Raw genomic sequence first — 22,304 nt, 5'->3', positions numbered from 1 at the left:
TGGGAGGATTAACCGGCGTAGCACTAGCCAGTCTTTTTGGAAACAAACAAGCATATGCAGCGACACCATATCCAACACAAAGTGCATACCCAATGCAAAGTGCATACCCAATGCAAAGTGGGTATGCGTACCCAGTATCAACTTACCAACCACCTATTCAAGCAAGTGCCCCCTATTATCAACAGGTACCGATGGTAACTCAATCGATGCCAACTCAAGCACAAATTGTGAAGCCAAATACCGTTTCACAAGTGCAAGGGGGGGAACCTAAAATGCCGGCCATTCAAAATATGCCAAATGATATTACGATTCAAAAGCTAGGACAAGCTTATGTAACAAATCCACCGATGCCAAGCAATCAAGTCACGAATTCGATGCCTTATTACATGTTTTCAATTCGTAAAGAGCTACCCGATGAGATGAGAGGAATCATGCCTTTGCAAGGAAATATGATGTATCGTGTGATAGCTAGTCAACAGATTTGGACTGTGATCCCAAGTTATACATCTGTCAGTTATTTAGGATGAATGAGGCAAACCGACGAAGTTACTTCTTCGGTTTTTTTTATTGTTTTCGTATATTGATTAGGTACGCAAGGAATACTAAATGATATACAAAAAAAAGGTAGTGAGAGCTATGACAGTCACATTAATGATTCAAATTGCATTAATTCTTTGTGTAATCAGCATCAGTATTCTAGGAGTTTTTGAAGTGATGACGTATGATGCTTTTGAACAGGAAATAACAGAAATCCGTGATGAACTCGAATCCTTAGAGGAATAGAAAAAGTAATCTCGATAGATTACCTTTTAATGAGGAGAAATAGTGAAGTAAATTTGGTTGAAAATCGGAAGACCGTTGTTCCAAAGCTTAAGGAAATAATCCGTCGTTATCGTCCGATTGCCAGGGTGCCCATTATTTTCATCGAATGATTTAAGGGAGTCAAAAAAGTACATTTCATTTGTCGTGTCATCATATCCAACCAGTGTCATATAATGCTGCCAATTTAAAGAGTTTCCAATTAGGACGATAATTGGAGTTCCGGCCGTTAGTCGTGTTTTTAATGTTTCAAGGCTCCCCGTAAACATTTCAATGTTGTAGGCAGAATCCTTAAAATAGTTCAGGATTCCTTTGGGAAGAACATATCCTGAGACTGGAATTTTATAGTTGAGTTGATGATAGATATTCAGACCTGTTTGGCTTTCATGATAATGGCGAAGAACGTAAGCAATCGAGAAGGCGGAACATTCATTTATGATTTGTGTTTCAAAGGAATTCTCTTGCTCAATTGAAAAAGAAGAAGGAAAGGATATAGGAATTTTATCGTGTTTTGGAAAGGGGGATAAAAAATATAGAGTTAATAAGAGCATCATCATCAAAATGCCTAAGCTTGTATAAATGAATTTTTTCAATAAAATCACTCCTTTTTATTTAAATTATACTATAATTCTGTAAAAAAGGAAAATAAAGTAATTTAATCGAATTATGTTTAAAAAACATCACTCTAAAGGCTTATAACCAGTGATGTTTTTTTTCTTTAATTTAATAATCGGTATGTAATAAAATGAATGGTAGAAGTGGCAATTAATGTTAGTCAAAAGGTAGGTGATTTGCGATGATTCGATGGATAGTAGGGGCTATTCCGAGTGCTTTACTCATTATTTTTACTCATTTTATTATATGGTTAAATGAAGATCCAACCCTGTATCCGAGTAGGACATACTCTCTTGTATTTATCCTCACAAATTTACTTTTATTTTTCATTCAAGCTGTTACTTGCTCGGCATTACATCTTTCTAAATGTTTAATGTTAGGGATTTATTGTTTTATCACCATTCTATTGATTCTCTTTAATTTACTTTTCATTAAATTTCAATGGGTTTTGGAGTACCTCATCTTGCTGACGGTACTTTATTTCATTTATTGTTTGTTTGAGCATAGAAAGCGAATAAAAAAAGATTATGAGCTGTTGTAATTCATGAGTTAAATTGAGCACTTACCAGGCTAATAGAAGTTTAAGAAGTAGATAATGAAATAAAAATAGTTTAGAATGGATTGTAAGATAAACGCTAGATGGAGTGGGTAGAGTTGTTTTTAGGAATAGGTGATAAAGTAAAGAAATGTCGTACAGTATATGCTTTAAAACAAGCTTCGTTTTCTAAATTTGGGATTAGTCAGCATTATTTAAGTATGATTGAAAGCCAAAAACGGCAACCTACACTCGAAATGATTGATCAAATTTATGATGCATTTTATATATTAACTAATGGGGAAATTAAAAATTTATATACAAAAGAAACGTTTAGATACACAGAGGAAGAACAAGCCTTTGCTTATTTAACAAAAAAATGTCAAACTGAAAGAATCCCACTGCATTATCACGAGTCATTAAAAATTGCACAGCAATTTAATTTATGTGATCTTTTATACCGTTTAAATGTTGGAATGGGTGAACATTACCAATCTATTCTACAATATGAAGTGTCGACTAATTATTTTATGAAAGCCATTCATGTTGCAAATGGTATCCATTGTAATTTAGCCTACTGTTATCATCAATTAGGTCATAATATGAAAGAAACCGATAATTATAAAGTTGCCTTAATGTACTATTCATTGGCTGCCCAGTATACAGATGATAAGATGACTGCCTATTACTACCGTTTACGATATAATATGGCTTTAATAAATTTAGAACTTGAGAAGTATGCAGAAGGTTTGGAAGAAATAGAATCAATTTTAATTCAGTGTCAGGACAGTGAGACCCTCGCTGGAACATTAATGTTAAAATATTATGCTTTTATCAAAATGAAGAGATATCAAGAAGCTTATGAGTTGATAATTGACTTTATAAATAGGGAAAAATATGAGTATTATAAGGGAATGGCTTATCATAACTTAGGAGGGGTATTAATGCTAAATCAGAATTATGAAGAAGCCTTAGTTACAGTTCAAAAAGCTATTAAAATCAGAAAAACGCTCTTCCAACGTCAATTATCTAGACTTTTAGAGGGTAAAATTTATTTTTTATTAGATCAATATGAAGAAGCTAAGCAATGTTTTCTTGAATCGAAAGAAGAAATTATGGAAGGGGGAAATCAACGCTATGTAAAGGAGTGGTATGAATTCTCACTGAAGTTAGCTTATTCAATGAGTGACAAATCGCAACTCTCAATGTTGTTAGGTGAAATGAGAGATTTGGTGAAAAAAGGATGTTTAAGCGAAGCATTTTTAAATGGGCTTAAATTGGAGCTAATTAGATGGTATTGCCAAAGCGAATGCGATGAACTAGATGAAATGAAACGAGATTGTCTAACGATGATTTCAATCTAGACCATGATGAGAGTCATGGTCTTTTTGCGTACAATTTGATACAATAGATGAGTACTTTAAAAACGTGGAGGATGAACTCATGAGCAAACAATTAGTGTTAGCTGAAAAACCATCCGTTGGACGCGATATTGCACGCGTGCTAAACTGCCAAAAACAAGGCAATGGTTATTTAGAAGGAAAAGATTATATCGTAACGTGGGCGCTTGGACATTTGGTGACGCTTGCTGATCCTGAAGCTTACGATGTGAAATATAAATCATGGAATTTAGAAGATTTACCGATGTTACCTAAGCATTTTAAATTAGTGGTGATGCCAAAAACTTCAAAACAATTTAAAGCGGTTAAAGAACAGATGTTAAGAAAAGATGTGTCTGCTATTGTTATTGCAACAGATGCAGGACGTGAAGGAGAATTAGTCGCGCGTTGGATCATTGAAAAAGTTGGGGTTAAAAAGCCGATTAAACGTTTATGGATTTCATCTGTAACGGATAAAGCAATTAAAGAGGGATTTAAATCATTAAAAGATGGACATCTTTATGATAATTTATATGCTTCAGCCATCGCCCGTTCAGAAGCGGATTGGATTGTTGGAATGAATGCAACACGCGCTTTGACAACGAAACATAATGCTTCTTTATCATGTGGACGTGTTCAAACCCCAACGCTTGCCATGATTGCTAAACGTGAAGATGAAATTAAACAATTTAAATCAAAACCTTTCTTTGGAATCAGTGCGATTAGTCATGGATTAAAGTTAACGTGGCAAGATAGTAAGTCAAAAGATGTTAAAACGTTTGGTGAAGATAAAGTGACAGCCCTATTAACGACCTTAAATCAGCAACCAGCCATCATTGAGAAGGTAACGAAAGTTGAGAAAAAAGAGTATGCTAAAGGATTGTATGATTTAACAGAATTACAACGTGATGCGAACCGTTTATTTGGTTTCTCAGCGAAAGAAACGTTATCAATTATGCAAAAATTATATGAGCAACATAAAGCTCTGACGTATCCTCGTACCGATTCTCGTTATATCTCAAGTGATATTGTTGAAACGTTACCGGATCGTTTAAAAGCGGTGGCCATTGGTCCTTATCGTGGGGCAGCTAACGGATTATTAAAATCAAAAATCGTAGCCAATAAATCGTTTGTAGATGACAAAAAAGTAAGTGATCACCATGCCATTATTCCAACGGAACAAACGGTGTTATTAACGGATTTAAGTGATAAAGAACGTAAAATTTTCGACCTCGTCGTGAAACGATTCTTAGCGGTGTTATCAAAACCATTTGTATACGAGCAAACGACGCTTTTAGCTAAAATTGGGTCTGAGAACTTTACGGCAAAAGGAAAACGTGTGATTTCTGCGGGATATAAGGAAGTGTACGGCTTTGATGAAGATTCAGATGATGACCAAGTACTTCCGATTGTAGAAGAGGGCATGAAATTACCAATCTCAAGATTAATTAAGACACAAGGAAAGACACAACCACCGGCTTACTTTAATGAAGGAACCCTGTTATCAGCCATGGAAAATCCAGCACGCTTTATGAATTCAAGTGATAAAGAAATCGCGAAAACATTAAGTCAGACAGGTGGACTTGGAACGGTTGCAACACGTGCGGATATCATTGAAAAATTATTTAATGGTTTCATGATCGAGAAACGTGGTCAAGAGATTCATTTAACATCAAAGGGACGCCAATTACTTGAGCTGGCGCCAGCCGATTTAAAATCACCTGAGTTAACCGGGCAGTGGGAACAAAAGTTGAGTGATATTGCAAACGGTAAATTAAAACGTCAAGTTTTTGTTGGACAAATGCGTGAGTATGCGGTAGCAATCGTTGAAGAAATAAAAGGGAGCGACGCTAAATATAAGCACGATAATTTAACAACTACTAAATGTCCTGAGTGTGGGAAGCCCATGTTAGCGGTAAATGGAAAACGCGGTAAGATGTTAGTTTGCCAAGATCGCGAATGTGGAACGCGTAAAACAGTGTCTCAAGTGACAAATTCTCGTTGTCCAAACTGCCATAAAAAACTTGAGCTTCGTGGAGAAGGAGAAGGGCGCATCTTTGCTTGTACTTGTGGTTATCGTGAAAAGCTAAGCAACTTTAATAAACGTAAGCAAGAACAGAAAAAACAAGGAAGTAAACGTGATGTTCAAAAGTATTTACGTGAACAAGAAAAACAAGCAGAACCATTAAATTCAGCCTTTGCAGATGCATTTGCCAATTTAAAATTCTAATACATGAGGAGTTGTCAGACGACAACTCCTTTTTTAATAGGGGGAAAGTGTAAAAGGGAGGGGGATTTTTTTTTGTGAATTAATGAATGAAATAATCCTTTTATGAAATACTAAGAAATAGAATCGTTTACTTTTTAAAAGGAGTGAAGCTGATGAGAAGTTTTAGATGGGCATTCATGATGAGTTTCATCGTGTTTATTGCTTTAAGTCTTGTGGGATGGGGGCAACCCTCACCCTCGTTAATTGTAGAATCTTATTTTAGTGAAATCCAAAAAGGGACAGAAGGAGATTTTCTTAGTTTATTTAATGATGCTAAAATGAAAAAAACAGATCAGTTAACGGATGTTGATCAACGAATTTTTGAGTTAATAAAAGATATTCAATTTGAAGTTTTGTCACAGAAAATGAATAAAGAAGTCGCGTATGTTAAGGTGAGTGTCACGGGACCAGATATAGCAGCAGAACTCATGCAGTATCAATCTGCTTTTATTCAAGAAAGTCAAGATCACTCATCTCCTGTTTCTTTTGATGAGAGTTTGATGCTATCTTGTTTAGAGGAGGTAACTTATACAGAGCGTTCGGCTGAGATTCGCTTAATAAAAAAAGATAGCACATGGAAAATTACAGATAGTCGTGAAAGTATTTTATATCTATTGTTTAACTTACAATCAGCAACCTTTAATCAATGAATTTAAAAAACGAAGTTCGATAATCAGAACTTCGTTTTTTAAATGTATATTTCATTTTTTTCCATTCGGTTATAGACAAAATTATCAACGTAATGTCCAGTATAGGCATCTTGAAAAATAATATAAAGATTGCCAAACTCATCGAAGGAAACATCATCAATCGTCACGGTTGTTTCACCATAAATTCTTCCATCTTGTTCTGTTTCACGTTGAACTCGTTCAATACTTTCAGTGATAGTATATTGTTGTTTTTTATTGTCCGCGGAAATAATTTCCCAACCGAGGAGTTTTAAAATTTCAAGAATATTCATGCAAATCACCTCTTATCGATTTCATTATGGAATAAAGTGGAGAGATTTATTCAAAAGTGAGTCTATTTCAATTCAGATTCTTTTTTAAAGATGATGAACAAATTTTTAAAAATAATGAAGTGAAAAGATGGGTCATCAGTTTAAGATTTGAATTTCATTTCAAGGCATTTGAGGCGATAGGAGGATCACTAGACGTAAGCCTAATTTTATCAAGGGATCTGTTCCCTCTTAATTCAAGTGATGGTTCAATGATAACTTTGGTTTAAGAGGGCAAGAAGGTCCCTAAAAAATAAGTCATAATGTAGGAGTCATTGTATTTTTTAACCTATTTAATGAGTATTTTCAATTAAACTGTGAATGATGAGAGACACTTTATGGACTTTTAACATAAGATATACTAGTCTGAAAAAAAGGAGTGATAACATGGCTCAAACGTTGTTAGATATTCAGTATGGGGATGTATTTGGCAATGTCAAATGTGAGAAAGTTGTGCTTTATGGAGATTCAGAAGATGATGGACTTTTTATGAATCAGTTGAAATTAGTAGTGGCTGGAAAAGAAATCGCACCATTAAGTTGTGAGTTACCATTCGGTGGATATGCGATGCATTTATATTTAGGGGATTTTTTATCATTAGGAAAAGATCAAATTTTGGTGGTTGGTCAATCAGGTGGTAGTGGAGATTATACAGTTTTAGGATTGGTTGAGGTAGAAAAAAATCAGTTGAAGTTGGTATGTCGTGATGATGAGATTTCAAAGCAGTTGGTATTTAGCACACAACTTGTAAATGATGAGCAGGCCTTTGTTCTTTGTGATCAAACCCAAATGATATTTTTAGTAGAGATAGACGATGAAAACTCATTGCCACAAGTTTTGGCACCGAATGTGATTTATCCGATTAAGCAACCGTATCAAGATGCGTTTAGTTTATTAGTTCAACAGCGAATTATAGGACAGACAAATTCTCAAACACTTGGTATGATCCAATCTATTCTAGTTTTTAATGATCAAGGAAAGTTAGTGATTCAGAATCAATATTTGCTTGAACCAGGATATGAAAAGTGAGGTTTTAACTCGCTTTTTATTTTACTAAAATTTATGAAATCGATACCATTCTATATTTACCTCTTTTTCATTTAATGCTATAATTCATCTTAAATAGGAATAATAATAATAATGGAAAGGAGCGTAGCGACTTTTCATGTGACGGGGATTTGGGGACGGAGAATTAAATAGTTATTGATTGTGTGGGAAGGTTCCCTTATTTGGTGTGAGTTTTCATGAAAAGTAGCGATAGAATAGGATGGGAAGAAGAGATGAGTTTGAACAACGGTTAGCGAAGCATTATGATGACTTAAAGTGGACGTATCATTATGTCTATGATCAATTTGGAGCGAGTGATGAAGATTTTGAGTCGCTGATGAGGGTGATTGAAAAAAAATATCAGGAACGTCAAGCAGAACTTAAAGCATTAGATCAGCGTGATTCACATTGGTTTATGGCCCAGGATATGATTGGAATGATGCTTTATGTGGATTTATTTGCGGGGGATTTGAAAAATTTAAGTCAAAAAATTCCGTATTTGAAAGAGTTAGGGGTGACGTATGTTCATTTGATGCCTCTTTTAAAGCCTCGTGAAGGGGAAAATGATGGAGGGTATGCGGTAGAAGATTACCGTGATATTGATCCACGCATTGGAACGATGAATGATTTTATTCAGATGTTAAGCGAGTTTCGGGAAGCGGGGATTTCGGTTTGCATCGACTACGTGTTAAATCACACGGCGAAGGAACATGAGTGGGCGAAACGTGCGCTTGAGGGGAATTATTTTTATCAGAGCATGTATATGATGTATGAGCATTATGATATTCCAGCTCTTTATAATAAGACGGTGCCTGAGGTTTTACCGGATAAGTGCCCGGGGAATTTTACTTATTATGAAGAAATTAATCATCATGTCTTTACGTCGTTTAGTGATTTTCAGTGGGATTTGAATTTTAAGAATCCTTATGTGTTTGAGCAAATGGTTGATATTATGTTGTTTTTAGCAAATACAGGGGTTAATATTATTCGGTTAGATGCGATTCCGTTTATGTGGAAAGAGCTTGGAACGTCGTGCCGTAATTTACCGATGATTCATGAATTGATGCATCTGCTACATCTGATTAAAGAAATTGCGTGTCCATCCCTTGTTTTACTTGGAGAAGCGATTGTTGAGCCTTATGAGATTGTAAAGTATTTTGGAGATGAGCACAAAGTCGAGTGCGAGTTAATGTATAATGCGAATTTTATGGTGAATATTTGGAATTCGTTAGCGACTCGGGATACTCGTGTCATGCGTTTGGATAGTGAGAGGTACACGACACCAAAATCGGGAACTTGGATTAATTATGCACGTTGTCACGATGATATTGGATGGGGATTTAGTGAGGATGCGATTTGGTTAACGGGCTCAAATCCAGTGGATCATAAGCAATTTATGATTGATTTTTATAGCGGAAAGTTCCCGGGAAGTTTTGCAACAGGAGAAATTTATCAATATAATCCAGTGACGCGTGATGCAAGAATTAATGGAACACTTGCAAGTTTAGCTGGACTTGAGCAGGCGTTAAGATATGATAATAGTGCCATGATTGAAACAGCCATTGCTCGTATTAATCTCATACACGCCTTATTACTAGGATCACAAGGAATCCCGCTTCTTTATAGTTGTGATGAATTAGCAACGATTAATGATTATTCTTACTTAGAAGATGAACATAAATGCCGTGAAGGGCGTTGGGTTCACCGACCAGCAATGGACTGGGATCGTGCGAAAAAACGTCATGATTTAACGACACCAGTGGGTCAAGTTTTCCAAATGCTAAAGCATCTCATTAACATTCGCAAAAATGAGCCATTATTTGCTGGGGATGTGAAAAATGAGATCCTCCGCTTGTCAAATCACCATGTTTATGGAATCGGCAAATTCCAAGATGATGCCAAAATGTTATTATTATTTAACTTCTCCGAACATAAATTGTATCTTCCAACAACTGAAATGAAACAGTGTGGATTTAGTGGGATGATGTCAGACCTTGTCAGTGATAAAAGGATTCATTTAGAAGATGAAGTGATTGTTGTTGAACCTTATGAATTTTTATGGTTTAAAAATTAGATAAAAAAGCAGTTCGAATCAGTCGAACTGCTTTTTCTTTGGGGGAGTAGCGTGAAGGAAAGATTCCTTATTCTATGGGTGGTTTTAAAGGTAAATATGACAGGATGTCACATTTCTTTAAAAAAGAGTTTAGGTCAGTTGATTATGGGGGATTACCTTGTGCTATAATAGAGCGTAACGCTGTTAGGAGGTTTTAAGATGGATCAAATGTATTTAGTCATGTTTTTACGTGAAGGTGGGTATATCGAATCAAATGTTGACTTATTAGAACTTGACCGTTCAACGCTTGAACAAGTCATTGAACGTTTAGTAGATTATCATAATAGTGAAGAATTAGAAGATGAATTAAGAGGATGTGGCCTAAATGCTCGTGCGATTATTCGCACGTACTTAAATCATGTCGGGGATTATGGATACGAAGATTTCTATCATTTAGAATTAGTGAGTCCAAAATCATTATAGTTGTCTTTAATGATCAAGGATAAAAAGATACAAAAGTTCAGCAAATTAAATAAAAAGCCTTATCCAGTGGGATAAGGCTTTTTACATGATGATGGACCTTTTTTAGGTCTTCTAAGTAATAGGACATTTGCTCTTCTGTGACTTGAGGAAACGTCTCATAATAGGCTCCTACTGAGGTGAAGTGATCGATTGAATGAAGACAAATAATCTCATCTACAAATTGACGGAGGGCTTCAATCGTTTCTGTTGGTCCAACAGGAACCGCTAAAATCAATTTTTTGGGTTGATGAGCTTTAATCGATTTAATGGCAGCTAAAAGAGTAAATCCTGTCGCTATTCCATCATCGACTAAAATGACCACTTTATGTTGAACGTTTGGAAAGGAATCATGGCCACGATATGTGATTAATCGTCGCTTGATTTCACGTAATTCTTTTTCAATCTCTTGCTCAATATAGCCAGTCGGAACGTGGAGGTGTTCAATATATTCTTCATACAATAAATATTGTCCATCGACAGTTACGGCTCCAATCGCTATTTCTTTATGATGAGGAGCTCCAATTTTTCGAGTAATTATCAAATCCCATTCAAATTGAAAATGTTTAATTGAAGGAAGGCCCACTTCAACTCCACCTCTAGGGACTAAAAGCATGATTATCTCTTTATCATGGTAGAGTTTTAAATGTTGACTTAATAATTCACCTGCATCAAAACGGTTTTTAAATAACAATTTTCATCACCACTTTTTCTAAATTATTTTTAGTATGGACGAAATAGAATAGGTTATTGGCTACATACTAAAGAAAGATATAGACGCTTTAAAATAGAAAAATTTTTAAAAAAGCAATATAGTAAATTTTAGAATTTTTTGAAAGCGTGTATACAAAAGATGTAACCGGTGTTATAATAGCTTTCGCTCGTCATTTTTTGACGAAAAGTGAAATGTCAAATCATATGCTTAAGTCTAGAGTTAGGTTTAGATTAATTATTAATGTATTTAAAGGAGAGCTGACACCATGAAAGTCGTTGTAGTTATTGACTCATTAAAAGGAAGTTTAAGTTCAATAGAAGCAGGTGAAGCAGCAAAAGCAGGTATCTTAGCTGCTAATTCTAATGCGACGGTTGTTGTAAAACCATTAGCTGATGGTGGAGAAGGAACAACAGAAGCGTTAGTAGCTGGAATGAATGGTGAGTTAAAAAATGTAGAAGTGTGTGGACCACTACATGAAAAAGTTTGTGCCCAAATTGGGATGATTGGTGAAACAGCTGTGATTGAAATGGCCCAAGCAGCAGGACTTCCATTAGTAGCAGTAGAAAATCGTAATCCATTAGTGACAACAACCTATGGTGTTGGAGAGATGATTAAAAATTGCATCGAGGCTGGATGTAAAAAATTTATTGTTGGAATTGGTGGATCATCAACAAATGATGCCGGGCTTGGGATGTTAATGGCTTTAGGATTTAAATTCTTAGATGCTAATGGACAAGAAGTGATGCAAGGGGGCCAAGGTCTTAGCCAAGTGGTTTCAATTGATGAAACAAATGTGTTACCTGAATTAGCGTCATGTGACTTTAAAATTGCTTGCGATGTTAATAATCCTTTATATGGAACACTTGGTGCTGCGTATATTTATGCACCACAAAAAGGAGCAAATCCTGAAATGGTAGAAGCATTAGATGCAGGATTAAAGCATTTTGCAGATGTTGTCGCAAAGCATAAAGGACAAGATTTTGCTCATTTACCAGGTGCTGGAGCGGCAGGTGGACTTGGATTTGCGTTCACCGCATTCTTAGGCGGAACATTAGAATCTGGTGTTAAAATTATTTTAGAAGAAACGAAGTTAGAAGAAGAATTAAAAGACGCTGATTTTGTTATGACGGGAGAAGGTCGTATTGATCATCAAACGGCAATGGGGAAAGCTCCAATTGGAGTTGCCAAGCTTGCAAAAAAATATAATTGTAAAGTCATTGGAGTAGCGGGAGCTACAACAAATGATGCGAAAAAATGCAATGAAGAAGGAATGGATGCTTACTTCTCAATCGTTAATAGTGCGATGTCTTTAGAAGAAGCAATGAAGCCAGAAGTTGCTTACGAAAATATGAAGCAAACAACGCAGCAAATCTTTAATTTAATTCAAGCCATTAACTAAATGACAATTTCATAAAGGAGAGTAACCACATGGATTTACAGATTACAACGTTTGGTGCGCTACTTGGGTTAGCTGTAGCCATTTTCTTAATTATTAAAAAGGGACATCCAGCTTACAGCTTAATTTTAGGAGCTTTAATTGGTGGACTTGTTGGAGGAGCAGGACTTGATGGAACTGTTTCAACGATGATTGATGGGGCCAAAGGAATGATGCCGGCCATTATTCGTATCATTACGTCTGGAGTTTTAGCTGGAGTTTTAATCAAAACGGGATCAGCAGCTAAAATTGCAGAACAGATTGTTAAAGTATTAGGAGAAAAACGCGCGTTATTCGCTTTAGCTTTAGCGACAATGATTTTAACAGCAGCTGGGGTATTTATTGATATCGCAGTTATTACAGTAGCACCGATTGCTTTAGCATTAGGTAAAAAATTAAACTATTCAAAAATGGCAATCTTACTTGCGATGATTGGTGGAGGAAAATGTGGAAATGTTATCTCTCCAAATCCAAACACGATTGCAGCTTCTGAAAACTTTGGTGTTGAATTATCAAGTTTAATGGGAGCAAACGTGATTGCGGCCATTTGTGGTTTAATTGTGACGGTTTTCTTAGTTAAGTTATTAATTAATAAAGGTGAAAAAGTAACAGAAATCGTTGTAGAAGAAAATCAAGACGACTTACCAAGCTTCTTTGCAGCGGTTATTGGACCAGTTGTTGCCATTCTTTTATTAGCTTTACGTCCATTGGCTGGAATTACAGTAGACCCATTAATTGCTTTACCAGTAGGTGGAATCATCGGCGTGATTGCTTGTGGAAAATGGAAACATACTAATGAGTATATTACATTTGGATTAACAAAAATGATGCCAGTTGCAGTTCTTTTAGTTGGAACGGGAGCAGTAGCAGGTATTATTAAAGCATCAACGTTACAAACAACAACCATTGCTTTATTAAATGGATTAAGTATTCCAGAATTCTTATTAGCTCCAATTGCAGGGATTTTAATGGGAGCGGCGACTGCTTCAACAACAGCAGGAACAACGATTGCTTCGGCAACATTTGGACCGGCTATTATGGCTGCAGGTGTATCTCCACTTGGTGGAGCGGCAATGGTTCATGCAGGGGCAACTGTACTTGACCACTTACCACATGGATCATTCTTTCATGCAACAGCAGGAGCAACAAATGTTAGCATCAATGAACGTTTAAAATTAATCCCTTACGAGTCATTAGTTGGGTTAACCATTACGATTGTGACAACGATTATTTGGGGGATTATACTTTAATATGATTAAACCACCCATTATGGGTGGTTTTTTATATGAGTTGAAGAATTGTGGAATCTAATTATACGGTAATTATACAAGTGAGTAATTGACGAGATGTTTTTATAGCAGTAAAATATTGATTAAACTTAATGAGATAAATATTTTTCGGGTTAATGTCATATAATTTAAGCGTTAAGATGATGAGGAGTGAGGTTATGTCCATTTTAAAAAGATTTACCGATATTATGTCAGCTAATATGAATGCCTTATTAGATAAGTGTGAGGATCCTAGTAAAATGGTGGATCAGATTTTACGTAATCTAAATGAGGATTTAGGAAAAGTAAAAGCAGAAACCGCAGCAGTTATGGCTGAAGAAATACGTTCTAAACGTGAATTAGCTGAATGCACACAAGAAGTAAATAAGTTATTAACGTATGCTAAACGTGCAGTTGAGGCAGGAAATGATGACGATGCCCGTTTATTTTTATCTAAAAAAGCAACCTTAGTGGAGAAACAACAAACCCTTGAACAAAAAGTTCAAATGGCTTCTGAAAATGCTAGAAAAATGCGCCAAATGCATGATAAACTAGTCAGTGAAATTAATGATTTAAATACACGTCGTGAAACCATTAAGGCAAAAGTAGCAGCTGCGAATATGCAATCGCGCTTAAATGAAATTGGAAGCTCTGTAGGAGCAGCTAAAACGAACTTAGGAGCATTTGCCCGTATGGAGGAAAAAGCCAACCGTATGCTTGATGAAGCGAATGCGATGGCAGATTTAAATGCGTCACCGGTTGATGAAGTCGAGTCGTTAATGAGCAAATACGATGCCCCCTCTTCGGCTGTTGAAGATGAGCTAGCAGCCCTCAAAGGTGGAAGTTCATCGGTGATTGATGATGAATTAGCCGCTTTAAAGAATGAATTAAACTAAAGAGTAATCAGGTTGTGGCTAGTCTACTAGTTGCAACCTTTTTTAGAGAGGGAGTGAAAAGATGGATGGGCACCAAAAAGAAGAGGTCGAAGTTTTTACATGTGAAAACTGTGGCGGAAATATGATTTTTGATATTAAATCCCAATCATTAAAGTGTCCCTATTGTGAGACAGAAGTAAAAATTGATAATAGTGGGGATGTTTTAGAATACGATTTTTCCAACGTGTCACGCCTTGAAGCACAATCTGATTGGAATGAGGAAGCAGAAGTTATTAAATGTGAAAGCTGTGGAGCCGAAACGGTTGTTGATAGACAGTCAACGGCTATCCATTGTTCATATTGTGGCTCTTCTCATGTTCTTAAAACAAAGCAATCAGCAGGGATTAAGCCAGAAGGCGTTTTACCCTTTAAAATAGATAAACATCAGGCCATGGAAGAAATGAGTCGTTGGATGAAAAGACGTTGGTTAGCGCCAAATGATTTAAAGTTATTGTATCAAAGTGATAAGTTACAAGCGGTTTATGTACCATATTGGACCTATGATGCTCAAACTTATAGTACGTATACAGGCCAAGGCGGTCGTTATTATTATGAGACACGTGAAGTGAATGGGAAAAAAGAGACGATTCAAAAGATAAGATGGTATCCGGTCAATGGACAGTTGCATGAATTTTTTGATGATGTTTTGGTGAACGCCTCGGCCCATTACTCCGATCAAATCATGAGTGGGGTAGAGCCTTATAATACCGATCGCATAGAACCCTATAAACCAGAATATTTATCAGGTTATCTAGCGGAACGGTATTATCTAGGGGTAAGTGAAGGTTTCTCATGTGCTAAACAAAAAATGGTTCGAGAACTAGAATCAATGGCGCATCATGAGATTATGTGTCGTTTCGATACCGCAAGAAATGTTGTTGTCAGAACGCAGTATCAGAATGTGACGTTTAAGCATGTGTTATTACCGATTTGGTGTGCTAATTATGATTATAAAGGAAAAAACTATCAATATATTATTAATGGTGAAACAGGCCGTGTGCACGGGACGTATCCTTATAGCTTGGTTAAAATTACGATACTCATTATACTAGGAGCACTTGCTCTTTATTTATTCTTTGTTTATTTTAATAGTTAGGAGCGAATGGTATGGGTTTATTTAATAATCAATTTGCAAATGTTGTAGAATGGAATGAGACACGTGATGATGTCATTTTTTGGATGTGGCGAAATAAAGAAATTAAACGTGGCAGTCGTTTAGTGATTCGTCCCGGACAAGATGCTATTTTCTTATTTAATGGCAAGATTGAAGGGGTATTTAAAGACGAAGGAAATTATGAAATTGAATCGGAAATTGTTCCATTTTTAACGACGTTAAAAGGCTTTAAATTTGGATTTAATACGCCTTTACGTGCTGAGGTTTTGTTTGTGAATACGAAAGAGTTCTTAGTTCGATGGGGAACTAAAAATGCCATTAACATGCAAAATCCAAATTTAAAGGGTGGATTACCGATTAGAAGTTTTGGAACATTTACGGTGAAGGTAGATGATTATTTAGCGCTAATTGATCGTATGGCAGGTGTGAAACAACAGGTTACAGTGGATGATGTCAAGGAGCGTGTATTATCAAGACTCGATCAACTCTTAATGCGTTGGATTTCAAAAGAAGGAAAAGATTTATTTAATTTACAAGCCAATGCATATGAAATTGCTCGTGGGATTAAAATGGATTTAGATATGGAACTGTTAAAGCTTGGATTAACTGTAACAGAGTTTACAATCTCAAGTTTTACTTATCCTGAAAATGTTCAAAAAATGATTGAAAAAACAGCTTCATATGAAATGGTTGGCGATATGAATCAATATCAAAAAATGGCGATGTTAGATTCGATGACGCAAAATCCTGGTACTCAAATGGCGTCGATGGCGCAAGCTGGAGTAGGAATGGCGATGGGAATGGAAATGATGAAGCAAATGGGTTCAATAGCCTCAACACAGGCCCAACAAGCGACTGAAAAATCAACTGAAGTGTCTTGTCAAGGATGTGGGTATCATTTGCAAAAAGGGGCAAAGTTTTGTCCTGAATGTGGAATGAAAGTTTCAGAGAGCGTCAGTAAAAAATTCTGTTCTGAGTGTGGAAATAAAGTAGCACAGGGAGCGAAGTTTTGTAATGAGTGTGGATTTAAATTAAATTAAAAAAGACTGAGCATTGATGCTCAGTCTTTTTTTATTGAACGTCTTCAGTTGTGGTATCCGTTGGTTGTGTTTCATCTGTTTGTTGAGGCATTAAGATTGATTCAATCGAAATACCATCTAATTGAAGGTTGTTAATATCATATCCAAGTACCTCAAGAGCAGCCTGAACACCAGCAGAATATCCTTCTGTATATCCTTGTTCAAAGTGTTCAGATTGTTCTTCTTCTAATCCGATTTTGAATTTTTCAGAAGTACTTAAAACATGGTTTGTAACTGTTACTTGTTGAATATAGAATGATTCTGATTCATCCATTGTATAGTTTGGAACAATTAATGTTTCAGGATCAACATAAGTCGTATCATAAGCAGTTTTATTGATTCGAACACGGCTATAGTCTGTAAAGTTTTGACCTTGAACAATTAAGTTTCCTTCTTCATCATTATAGACGTTTGTAATGATAATATCTTTAACTCCCATTTGCATTTTTGTGGGTTCAAATGGGTTAATACCATCATAAATGTATTGGTCTCCATAAAGCATATCATACTGTAATAACTTTAGATTATCTTGGTAGTCTTCACTATCTTGGAATTGTTGATGATAGTTAACAAGTGTTCCTGTATGGATGTCTAATTGGTTTAAAACGTGAGCCCCTAATTGGTAGGCCTCGATATCTGCATCTTCTTTTGGTAAGTTGAAGTTGTTCCAAATGACATATTCTGTTTGGAAGATGTCTCCATTTGATAACTCTTCATCCGTAATATCAAGCGTTGGTAAGTGATCGCCATACATCACAAGGACGGTATCTTCAGGAATCATCGATAGGGCATTGATTAACTCTCCAATGAATTGGTCCATTTCATGAATTTCGTTGACAAAGTATTCAAATGACGTTAAACGAGCTGGATCATCTAAACCAGATAACGTGATGGTTGAATGATTCTCAACAGGTGTATCAGGATAATCCCCATGTCCTTGAACCGAAATCGTATAAATATAATCTTGATTTTCAGTGGCATTTAAGGCATCTACGATGGATTGTGTTAAGTATTTATCTTTTGCCCAACCAAGTGGTGTTGTTTCCTCAATGTTCATGTATTCAATTGACGTAAAGGTATCAAACCCTAACATTTTAAAGACTTTTTGGCGCGTATAGAACGTTCCCTTATTATTGTGAATGGCATGTGTGGTATAGCCAATTTGTTTTAAATCGTAAGGGATACTTTCAGCTGTAGTTTTACGTAAAATAGTTTTGTATGGATACTCTCCAGGTCCAAAGTATTCAAGGTTCATTCCTGAAATGGTCTCAAATTCCGTGTTTGCTGTTCCGGCTCCAATAGACGGAACACTTAAGAATCCAGATGAGAATTGTTCTTTTAATTTTCTGAAGTTAGGAACTGGATCTGATGAGAACTCAAGATCTTTCATGTAAGTTGGATCGAAGAATGATTCTAATTGTAACATGATAATGTTTGGTGCTTGTTTTTGAGTAACCTGTAAGTTGTTATCGGTACTAACCGTTAAACTTGAGTCATCAAATTCGTTATCATTTGTATCGACATTTAAACTGTTAAAAATTTCTTTTACTTTTTCTTCATTATAAGTCAGTGGGCGTTTAATCCCAGTATTTAATAACGTATTTGAAAAACAGTATGGGAACCCATAATCTAAGTAAGCAAAGGCAATGTTACCAAAGTATGTTGCAATAACTTCTGATTTAATTGCACTCGTTGTGATGAAAGTAAACGTAGCAATTCCAATGGCAAAGATTGATAAATTCTTTTTGTAGTTTACTTTTTCTTTTGATTTAGGTGCGAAGAAGAAAGTCACGATAATCCCTATAACGGCAAGGGCGATTCCAACAACGATTAATCCCATTTGGAATTTTGTAAAATATTTTTGTAAAATATCAAACGTCGAAGAAATTAATTTTAATTCATTTGCCGTAAAAGGTGTCACACGATTATTTAACACAATCCCGTTTGTAATTCCACCCGCTAACCAAATGATAGAAATTAAAGCGAATAAGGCAATTTTACGACGTACTAAAAGAACGAGCGATAAGGTTAATAAGATAATGGCCGAGTTGTATGCAAATACAACAGGTGATTCTATTAGATAATGAAAGGCCGCACCCACAGAATGGCGACTAAATGACTCAATTAAAAAGTTTAAAACAAATGATGAGATGATACATATAAAATAGAAATTATAAAAATACTTCTTCATGAATTCTTTCATTTGAAACCCCCATAAATTAATAATCTTTATGAAACAAATTTCAAAAAGATGTGAAATTAAGATAAATTTTCCATTTAATTTTGGCTATAGATAGCCTAAATGACATTTTAACAATGGCTTCCTATAAAATCAAATAGAAAATTTTAGGAAATGGTAGAACACAAATATATATTATACATAAAAAGTAAAATATTTCATTATTGCTTTTAATTATTGAAAAATATTTAGATTGTTCTTTAAGTTATTCTGAAAAACATAAAAATTGTAAACGTTTTGTTAAGGAAAGGTTAAGTTTTTGTTGAATATTTGTCGTTTTTTGTAAATAAAATGAGTGAAAAGGAATTTAGATTAAGAAACCAAATAGATTCCTTTTCACAGAATGAAGAGGAGGTAAAGTAGGGAGAAAATCGATTTGTATAATTAAGTGAAGGAAATCTTTAGATTCCATAAGTCGATATAGATTCAAATCATCAAAGATTTTTAACATTTTAATAGACAGCTTTACTGGGGTTAATAGTCTATTCTCTTCAAAAATGGAACTCGACCAAAAGCTACAAAAGAATATAAAAAACGAAGAGCCAAACATAATGAGGGAATGAAGAAAGAAAGACATATATAAGGATATTATTTTTATCAGGAATAAAATTTTGTAAAAACACGAGTTTGTTAAATAATGGATATGGTTTTTGCCATAATAAAAAGTAGAGCGAGAGTTGCTCTACTTTTTAATTCGAAAGCATACAATTAAATTGCTTTTGGACGTAAACATTCTGTGATACGAGAAACTAATTTTTCTTTTTCGTTATCATTACTTCCGTTCCATAAAATTTCAAACATAACTCCAAGTCCTGGAAGTGTTTTTTCTTCTCCAGATTCAATAGCATCCATGATTGTTTCACGAATTTCATCGTAATTAGAATCATCAAGGTTTGCAATAACAGCTTTTCTTAAGTCAAAGTTCATAATAATCACCTCGTAAATAGTTCTTTCGGCTATATTATTTCACATTCTAAAAAACTTATACCCTTACTTTTGGGATTGATATTCTTTAGAAAGTTCAACATATAGGAGGGCATTTTCAATATTGCACTTGAGTTCTGATTCGGTTAAAGGACGAATGATTTTCATTGGGTTACCGAGGGCGAGGTGATTAGCTGGTACTTTCTTATTAGGTGGTACCACGCAACCGGCACCAACCATGGCGCCCGTTTCAATGATGGCTCCATCTAATATAATAGCTCCCATGCCAATTAAAACATCATCCTCTATTGTACAGCCATGTAAAATAGCACCGTGACCAATCGTAACACGATTTTTTATGAGGGTTGGGTGTTCTTTAGTGACATGGATGCAGACAGCTTCTTGAAGGTTTGTTTGTTCACCCACGCAAATGGTATTTAAATCAGCGCGCAGGACGGCGTTATACCAGACACTCGATTCTTTTGACAAGATTACTTTTCCAATAAGGGTGGCATTATGTGCGATAAATGCAGTGGAATCAATTTGTGGAAGATTATTCTGGTAAGAAATCATTTTATTGTTTCCTTTCTTTAAGAGGTTTTGTAACTTTTTAAATTTGTTTGGAAAGTTTCAGGAGTTATAGTAAAATAATAAGGTATGACATTAAAAAACGAAAGAGTTTTGATGTAGAAAGTAGGTCGAAGATATGGGGAATCGCTTTTTAAAGGGTGCGATGGTTTTAAGTATTAGTATGTTTTTGACTAAATTCTTAGGTATCCTTTATGTTATTCCATTCCAACAGTTAGTTGGAGAATCAGGTATGGCGTTATACCAATATGCCTATATACCTTATTCTTTATTCATAAGTTTATCTACCCTCGGAATTCCTGTTGGAATTGCTAAATTCGTATCTAAGTATAATGCAGCGGGTGAGTATGATACAGCTCGTAAAATGTTTAGGTATGGTATTTATTTTATGATTGGTCTAGGATGTGTTGGTTTCTTACTGCTTTATAATATAGCTCCGTTTTATGCACAGCATGTTTTGGCAGGAGAGAGTAAGCTAACCAATTCGGTCGAAGATGTCACGATGGTGATTCAAACGATAAGTTTTGCTTTGTTAATTATTCCAGTAATGGCGATCTTTAGAGGTTTCTTTCAAGGAAATCAAAATATGATTCCCACTTCAGTTTCACAATTTTTAGAACAGGTTGTTCGAATTGTTTTTATTTTAGCGGGTTCTTACTTTATTATTAATATTAAAGGTGGAACAACTGAAGAAGCGGTTGCTTTTTCCGTGTTTTCTGCTTTTTTAGCTGGCGTTATCGCTTTTGGGACACTGTACTATTATTGGCTGAAAAATGTAAAAGGGTTCAACCGTTTATTAAAACAGTCTGTTCCGCATGAAGAGCGAGATTATACGAAGTTGTTTACGGAATTAATCTCATATGCAATCCCATTTGCTATTTTAGGGTTAACAACTAGTTTATTACAAATGGTAGATCAATCAACATTTAATGAATATATGCTTAAAGGTGGTTTCCCGACAGAAAAGGTAGAGGTAGCCTTTGGAATGTATGGTGGAAGCTTATATAAAATTATTATGATTCCAGTTTCATTTGCTATCGCATTTGGGCAGCCATTAATTCCAGAGTTAACACACTATTTAACCTCTGGAAATATGAAACAAGTTCGTAAAAATTTAATGCTTGCGATTCAGTTGACATGTTTTATTACAGTTCCAGCTGTTGTTGGGATGTCTTTATTAGCTAAGCCTATTTATATTTTATTCTTTAACTCAAGTACACCGGGATATAATGAAATGGGAGGACAAATTTTCTTACTTGGATCATTACTCGGATTATTTATGGCACTTTATAGTATTGTCACTGCCATTTTACAAGGAATAGGTGGGCAATGGTATGGAATTGCTTTCTTGGTTGTGGGATTACTTATTAAGTATGTTGGAAATGTCATTTTAATCCCGATGTTCTATGCAGACGGTGCGACTTTATCAACCATGCTGGCTTATACGTTCTGTATTGGTTGTAGTTTATATGTCATTAAACGTAAGACAGGATTTAAGTTGACAGCACTGGCTCGTCGCTTAGTTGCGATTTTTGTGTTTGTGTTTGCGATGGGGATCGTTGTATCTTTAGTGAAGTTAATTTTAAATCAAATCCTTCCATATCAAGAACGATATGTTTTTTCGATTTTATATGTTGCCATTACAGGTGTTATAGGAGCAGGCGTGTACTTCGCCTTAGCATGGTATTTTGATTTACTGACGAATCTATTTGGAACGAAATTTTCACTTGAATCATTGAAAAGACGCATATCTAAGAAAAAATAAGGAATAATG

At 35.3% G+C, this 22,304-nt stretch carries 20 protein-coding genes; 14 read left to right on the top strand and 6 right to left on the bottom strand.

Features of this window, described 5'->3' with window-relative positions; all coding sequences use genetic code 11:
• Together J6D32_RS03235 and J6D32_RS03230 are read left to right on the top strand one after the other, a co-directional pair.
• Nucleotides 1-527 (top strand): hypothetical protein (locus tag J6D32_RS03235; RefSeq protein WP_287467270.1); only part of this gene is annotated, 527 nt, incomplete at its 5' end.
• A 109-nt stretch (nucleotides 528-636) separates the two neighbouring features.
• The gene (locus J6D32_RS03230) at nucleotides 637-783 is read left to right on the top strand and encodes a hypothetical protein (protein WP_287467269.1); all 147 of its coding nucleotides are present in this window, start codon (nucleotides 637-639) and stop codon (nucleotides 781-783) included.
• 26 nt (nucleotides 784-809) lie between these two features.
• Here J6D32_RS03230 and J6D32_RS03225 read toward each other — a convergent pair whose 3' ends face one another.
• Nucleotides 810-1,421 (bottom strand): C39 family peptidase, encoded by a 612-nt coding sequence (locus J6D32_RS03225; protein WP_262941910.1) that lies wholly within the window; start codon nucleotides 1,419-1,421, stop codon nucleotides 810-812.
• 667 nt (nucleotides 1,422-2,088) lie between these two features.
• Here J6D32_RS03225 and J6D32_RS03220 point away from each other — a divergent pair.
• From J6D32_RS03220 to J6D32_RS03210, 3 genes are all read left to right on the top strand, one after another.
• A complete protein-coding gene (locus tag J6D32_RS03220; RefSeq protein WP_229059676.1) occupies nucleotides 2,089-3,333 on the top strand; it encodes a helix-turn-helix transcriptional regulator in 1,245 nt (414 codons plus the stop codon).
• A gap of 79 nt (nucleotides 3,334-3,412) precedes the next feature.
• Nucleotides 3,413-5,578, top strand: coding sequence for a DNA topoisomerase III (locus J6D32_RS03215; RefSeq protein ID WP_155223430.1), 2,166 nt, complete (start codon nucleotides 3,413-3,415; stop codon nucleotides 5,576-5,578).
• A 152-nt stretch (nucleotides 5,579-5,730) separates the two neighbouring features.
• Nucleotides 5,731-6,267, top strand: coding sequence for a hypothetical protein (locus tag J6D32_RS03210; protein ID WP_006783592.1), 537 nt, complete (start codon nucleotides 5,731-5,733; stop codon nucleotides 6,265-6,267).
• Nucleotides 6,268-6,305: 38 nt separating this feature from the next.
• On the opposite strand, the gene J6D32_RS03205 is transcribed toward J6D32_RS03210, so the two are convergent.
• A complete protein-coding gene (locus J6D32_RS03205; RefSeq protein ID WP_006783593.1) occupies nucleotides 6,306-6,578 on the bottom strand; it encodes a hypothetical protein in 273 nt (90 codons plus the stop codon).
• Nucleotides 6,579-7,001: 423 nt separating this feature from the next.
• Between J6D32_RS03205 and J6D32_RS03200 the strand changes: the two genes are divergently transcribed.
• From J6D32_RS03200 to J6D32_RS03190, 3 genes are all read left to right on the top strand, one after another.
• Nucleotides 7,002-7,643, top strand: coding sequence for a YybI family spore inner coat protein (locus tag J6D32_RS03200; protein ID WP_006783594.1), 642 nt, complete (start codon nucleotides 7,002-7,004; stop codon nucleotides 7,641-7,643).
• A gap of 238 nt (nucleotides 7,644-7,881) precedes the next feature.
• Nucleotides 7,882-9,735 carry an alpha-amylase family protein gene (locus J6D32_RS03195; protein ID WP_006783595.1) on the top strand — a complete coding sequence of 618 codons (1,854 nt, stop codon included), beginning with the start codon at nucleotides 7,882-7,884 and terminating at the stop codon, nucleotides 9,733-9,735.
• A 198-nt stretch (nucleotides 9,736-9,933) separates the two neighbouring features.
• Entirely contained in the window at nucleotides 9,934-10,197 is a 264-nt protein-coding gene (locus J6D32_RS03190; RefSeq protein WP_006783596.1) for a hypothetical protein, read from the top strand.
• 37 nt (nucleotides 10,198-10,234) lie between these two features.
• Here J6D32_RS03190 and J6D32_RS03185 read toward each other — a convergent pair whose 3' ends face one another.
• Nucleotides 10,235-10,927, bottom strand: coding sequence for a phosphoribosyltransferase (locus J6D32_RS03185; RefSeq protein WP_055164249.1), 693 nt, complete (start codon nucleotides 10,925-10,927; stop codon nucleotides 10,235-10,237).
• 286 nt (nucleotides 10,928-11,213) lie between these two features.
• Here J6D32_RS03185 and J6D32_RS03180 point away from each other — a divergent pair, with 286 nt between their 5' ends.
• The 5 genes from J6D32_RS03180 (at nucleotide 11,214) to J6D32_RS03160 (ending at nucleotide 16,740) form a co-directional block, all read left to right on the top strand.
• Nucleotides 11,214-12,347, top strand: coding sequence for a glycerate kinase family protein (locus tag J6D32_RS03180; protein WP_006783598.1), 1,134 nt, complete (start codon nucleotides 11,214-11,216; stop codon nucleotides 12,345-12,347).
• A gap of 29 nt (nucleotides 12,348-12,376) precedes the next feature.
• Nucleotides 12,377-13,633 (top strand): GntP family permease, encoded by a 1,257-nt coding sequence (locus J6D32_RS03175; RefSeq protein WP_006783599.1) that lies wholly within the window; start codon nucleotides 12,377-12,379, stop codon nucleotides 13,631-13,633.
• Nucleotides 13,634-13,830: 197 nt separating this feature from the next.
• Nucleotides 13,831-14,547 (top strand): PspA/IM30 family protein, encoded by a 717-nt coding sequence (locus tag J6D32_RS03170; protein ID WP_006783600.1) that lies wholly within the window; start codon nucleotides 13,831-13,833, stop codon nucleotides 14,545-14,547.
• Nucleotides 14,548-14,608: 61 nt separating this feature from the next.
• Nucleotides 14,609-15,682 (top strand): TFIIB-type zinc ribbon-containing protein, encoded by a 1,074-nt coding sequence (locus J6D32_RS03165; protein WP_006783601.1) that lies wholly within the window; start codon nucleotides 14,609-14,611, stop codon nucleotides 15,680-15,682.
• A gap of 11 nt (nucleotides 15,683-15,693) precedes the next feature.
• A complete protein-coding gene (locus J6D32_RS03160; protein ID WP_129821411.1) occupies nucleotides 15,694-16,740 on the top strand; it encodes an SPFH domain-containing protein in 1,047 nt (348 codons plus the stop codon).
• 31 nt (nucleotides 16,741-16,771) lie between these two features.
• On the opposite strand, the gene J6D32_RS03155 is transcribed toward J6D32_RS03160, so the two are convergent.
• The 3 genes from J6D32_RS03155 to J6D32_RS03145 all read right to left on the bottom strand — a co-directional run bounded on the left by J6D32_RS03155 (nucleotide 16,772) and on the right by J6D32_RS03145 (nucleotide 20,515).
• The gene (locus tag J6D32_RS03155; RefSeq protein ID WP_006783603.1) at nucleotides 16,772-18,982 is read right to left on the bottom strand and encodes an LTA synthase family protein; all 2,211 of its coding nucleotides are present in this window, start codon (nucleotides 18,980-18,982) and stop codon (nucleotides 16,772-16,774) included.
• 744 nt (nucleotides 18,983-19,726) lie between these two features.
• Nucleotides 19,727-19,945 carry a small acid-soluble spore protein SspI gene (sspI, locus tag J6D32_RS03150; RefSeq protein ID WP_006783604.1) on the bottom strand — a complete coding sequence of 73 codons (219 nt, stop codon included), beginning with the start codon at nucleotides 19,943-19,945 and terminating at the stop codon, nucleotides 19,727-19,729.
• 63 nt (nucleotides 19,946-20,008) lie between these two features.
• The gene (locus J6D32_RS03145; RefSeq protein ID WP_006783605.1) at nucleotides 20,009-20,515 is read right to left on the bottom strand and encodes a gamma carbonic anhydrase family protein; all 507 of its coding nucleotides are present in this window, start codon (nucleotides 20,513-20,515) and stop codon (nucleotides 20,009-20,011) included.
• A gap of 133 nt (nucleotides 20,516-20,648) precedes the next feature.
• Between J6D32_RS03145 and J6D32_RS03140 the strand changes: the two genes are divergently transcribed.
• A complete protein-coding gene (locus J6D32_RS03140) occupies nucleotides 20,649-22,295 on the top strand; it encodes a putative polysaccharide biosynthesis protein (RefSeq protein ID WP_006783606.1) in 1,647 nt (548 codons plus the stop codon).
• The last annotated feature ends 9 nt before the right edge of the window (nucleotides 22,296-22,304 follow it).

The organism is Turicibacter sp. (assembly GCF_017941855.1).
Lineage (GTDB): Bacteria > Bacillota_I > Bacilli_A > MOL361 > Turicibacteraceae > Turicibacter > Turicibacter sanguinis.
This window is presented reverse-complemented; position numbering and strand designations above follow the sequence as displayed.

Bases quoted from the DNA above. Each gene is read 5' to 3' on its own strand.
- J6D32_RS03230 (WP_287467269.1), top strand. From the start codon at position 637: ATGACAGTCACATTAATGATTCAAATTGCATTAATTCTTTGTGTAATC.
- J6D32_RS03215 (WP_155223430.1), top strand. From the start codon at position 3,413: ATGAGCAAACAATTAGTGTTAGCTGAAAAACCATCCGTTGGACGCGAT.
- J6D32_RS03210 (WP_006783592.1), top strand. From the start codon at position 5,731: ATGAGAAGTTTTAGATGGGCATTCATGATGAGTTTCATCGTGTTTATT.
- J6D32_RS03205 (WP_006783593.1), bottom strand. From the start codon at position 6,578: ATGAATATTCTTGAAATTTTAAAACTCCTCGGTTGGGAAATTATTTCC.
- J6D32_RS03200 (WP_006783594.1), top strand. From the start codon at position 7,002: ATGGCTCAAACGTTGTTAGATATTCAGTATGGGGATGTATTTGGCAAT.
- J6D32_RS03195 (WP_006783595.1), top strand. From the start codon at position 7,882: ATGGGAAGAAGAGATGAGTTTGAACAACGGTTAGCGAAGCATTATGAT.
- J6D32_RS03190 (WP_006783596.1), top strand. From the start codon at position 9,934: ATGGATCAAATGTATTTAGTCATGTTTTTACGTGAAGGTGGGTATATC.
- J6D32_RS03180 (WP_006783598.1), top strand. From the start codon at position 11,214: ATGAAAGTCGTTGTAGTTATTGACTCATTAAAAGGAAGTTTAAGTTCA.
- J6D32_RS03175 (WP_006783599.1), top strand. From the start codon at position 12,377: ATGGATTTACAGATTACAACGTTTGGTGCGCTACTTGGGTTAGCTGTA.
- J6D32_RS03170 (WP_006783600.1), top strand. From the start codon at position 13,831: ATGTCCATTTTAAAAAGATTTACCGATATTATGTCAGCTAATATGAAT.
- J6D32_RS03165 (WP_006783601.1), top strand. From the start codon at position 14,609: ATGGATGGGCACCAAAAAGAAGAGGTCGAAGTTTTTACATGTGAAAAC.
- J6D32_RS03160 (WP_129821411.1), top strand. From the start codon at position 15,694: ATGGGTTTATTTAATAATCAATTTGCAAATGTTGTAGAATGGAATGAG.
- J6D32_RS03155 (WP_006783603.1), bottom strand. From the start codon at position 18,982: ATGAAAGAATTCATGAAGAAGTATTTTTATAATTTCTATTTTATATGT.
- sspI (WP_006783604.1), bottom strand. From the start codon at position 19,945: ATGAACTTTGACTTAAGAAAAGCTGTTATTGCAAACCTTGATGATTCT.
- J6D32_RS03145 (WP_006783605.1), bottom strand. From the start codon at position 20,515: ATGATTTCTTACCAGAATAATCTTCCACAAATTGATTCCACTGCATTT.
- J6D32_RS03140 (WP_006783606.1), top strand. From the start codon at position 20,649: ATGGGGAATCGCTTTTTAAAGGGTGCGATGGTTTTAAGTATTAGTATG.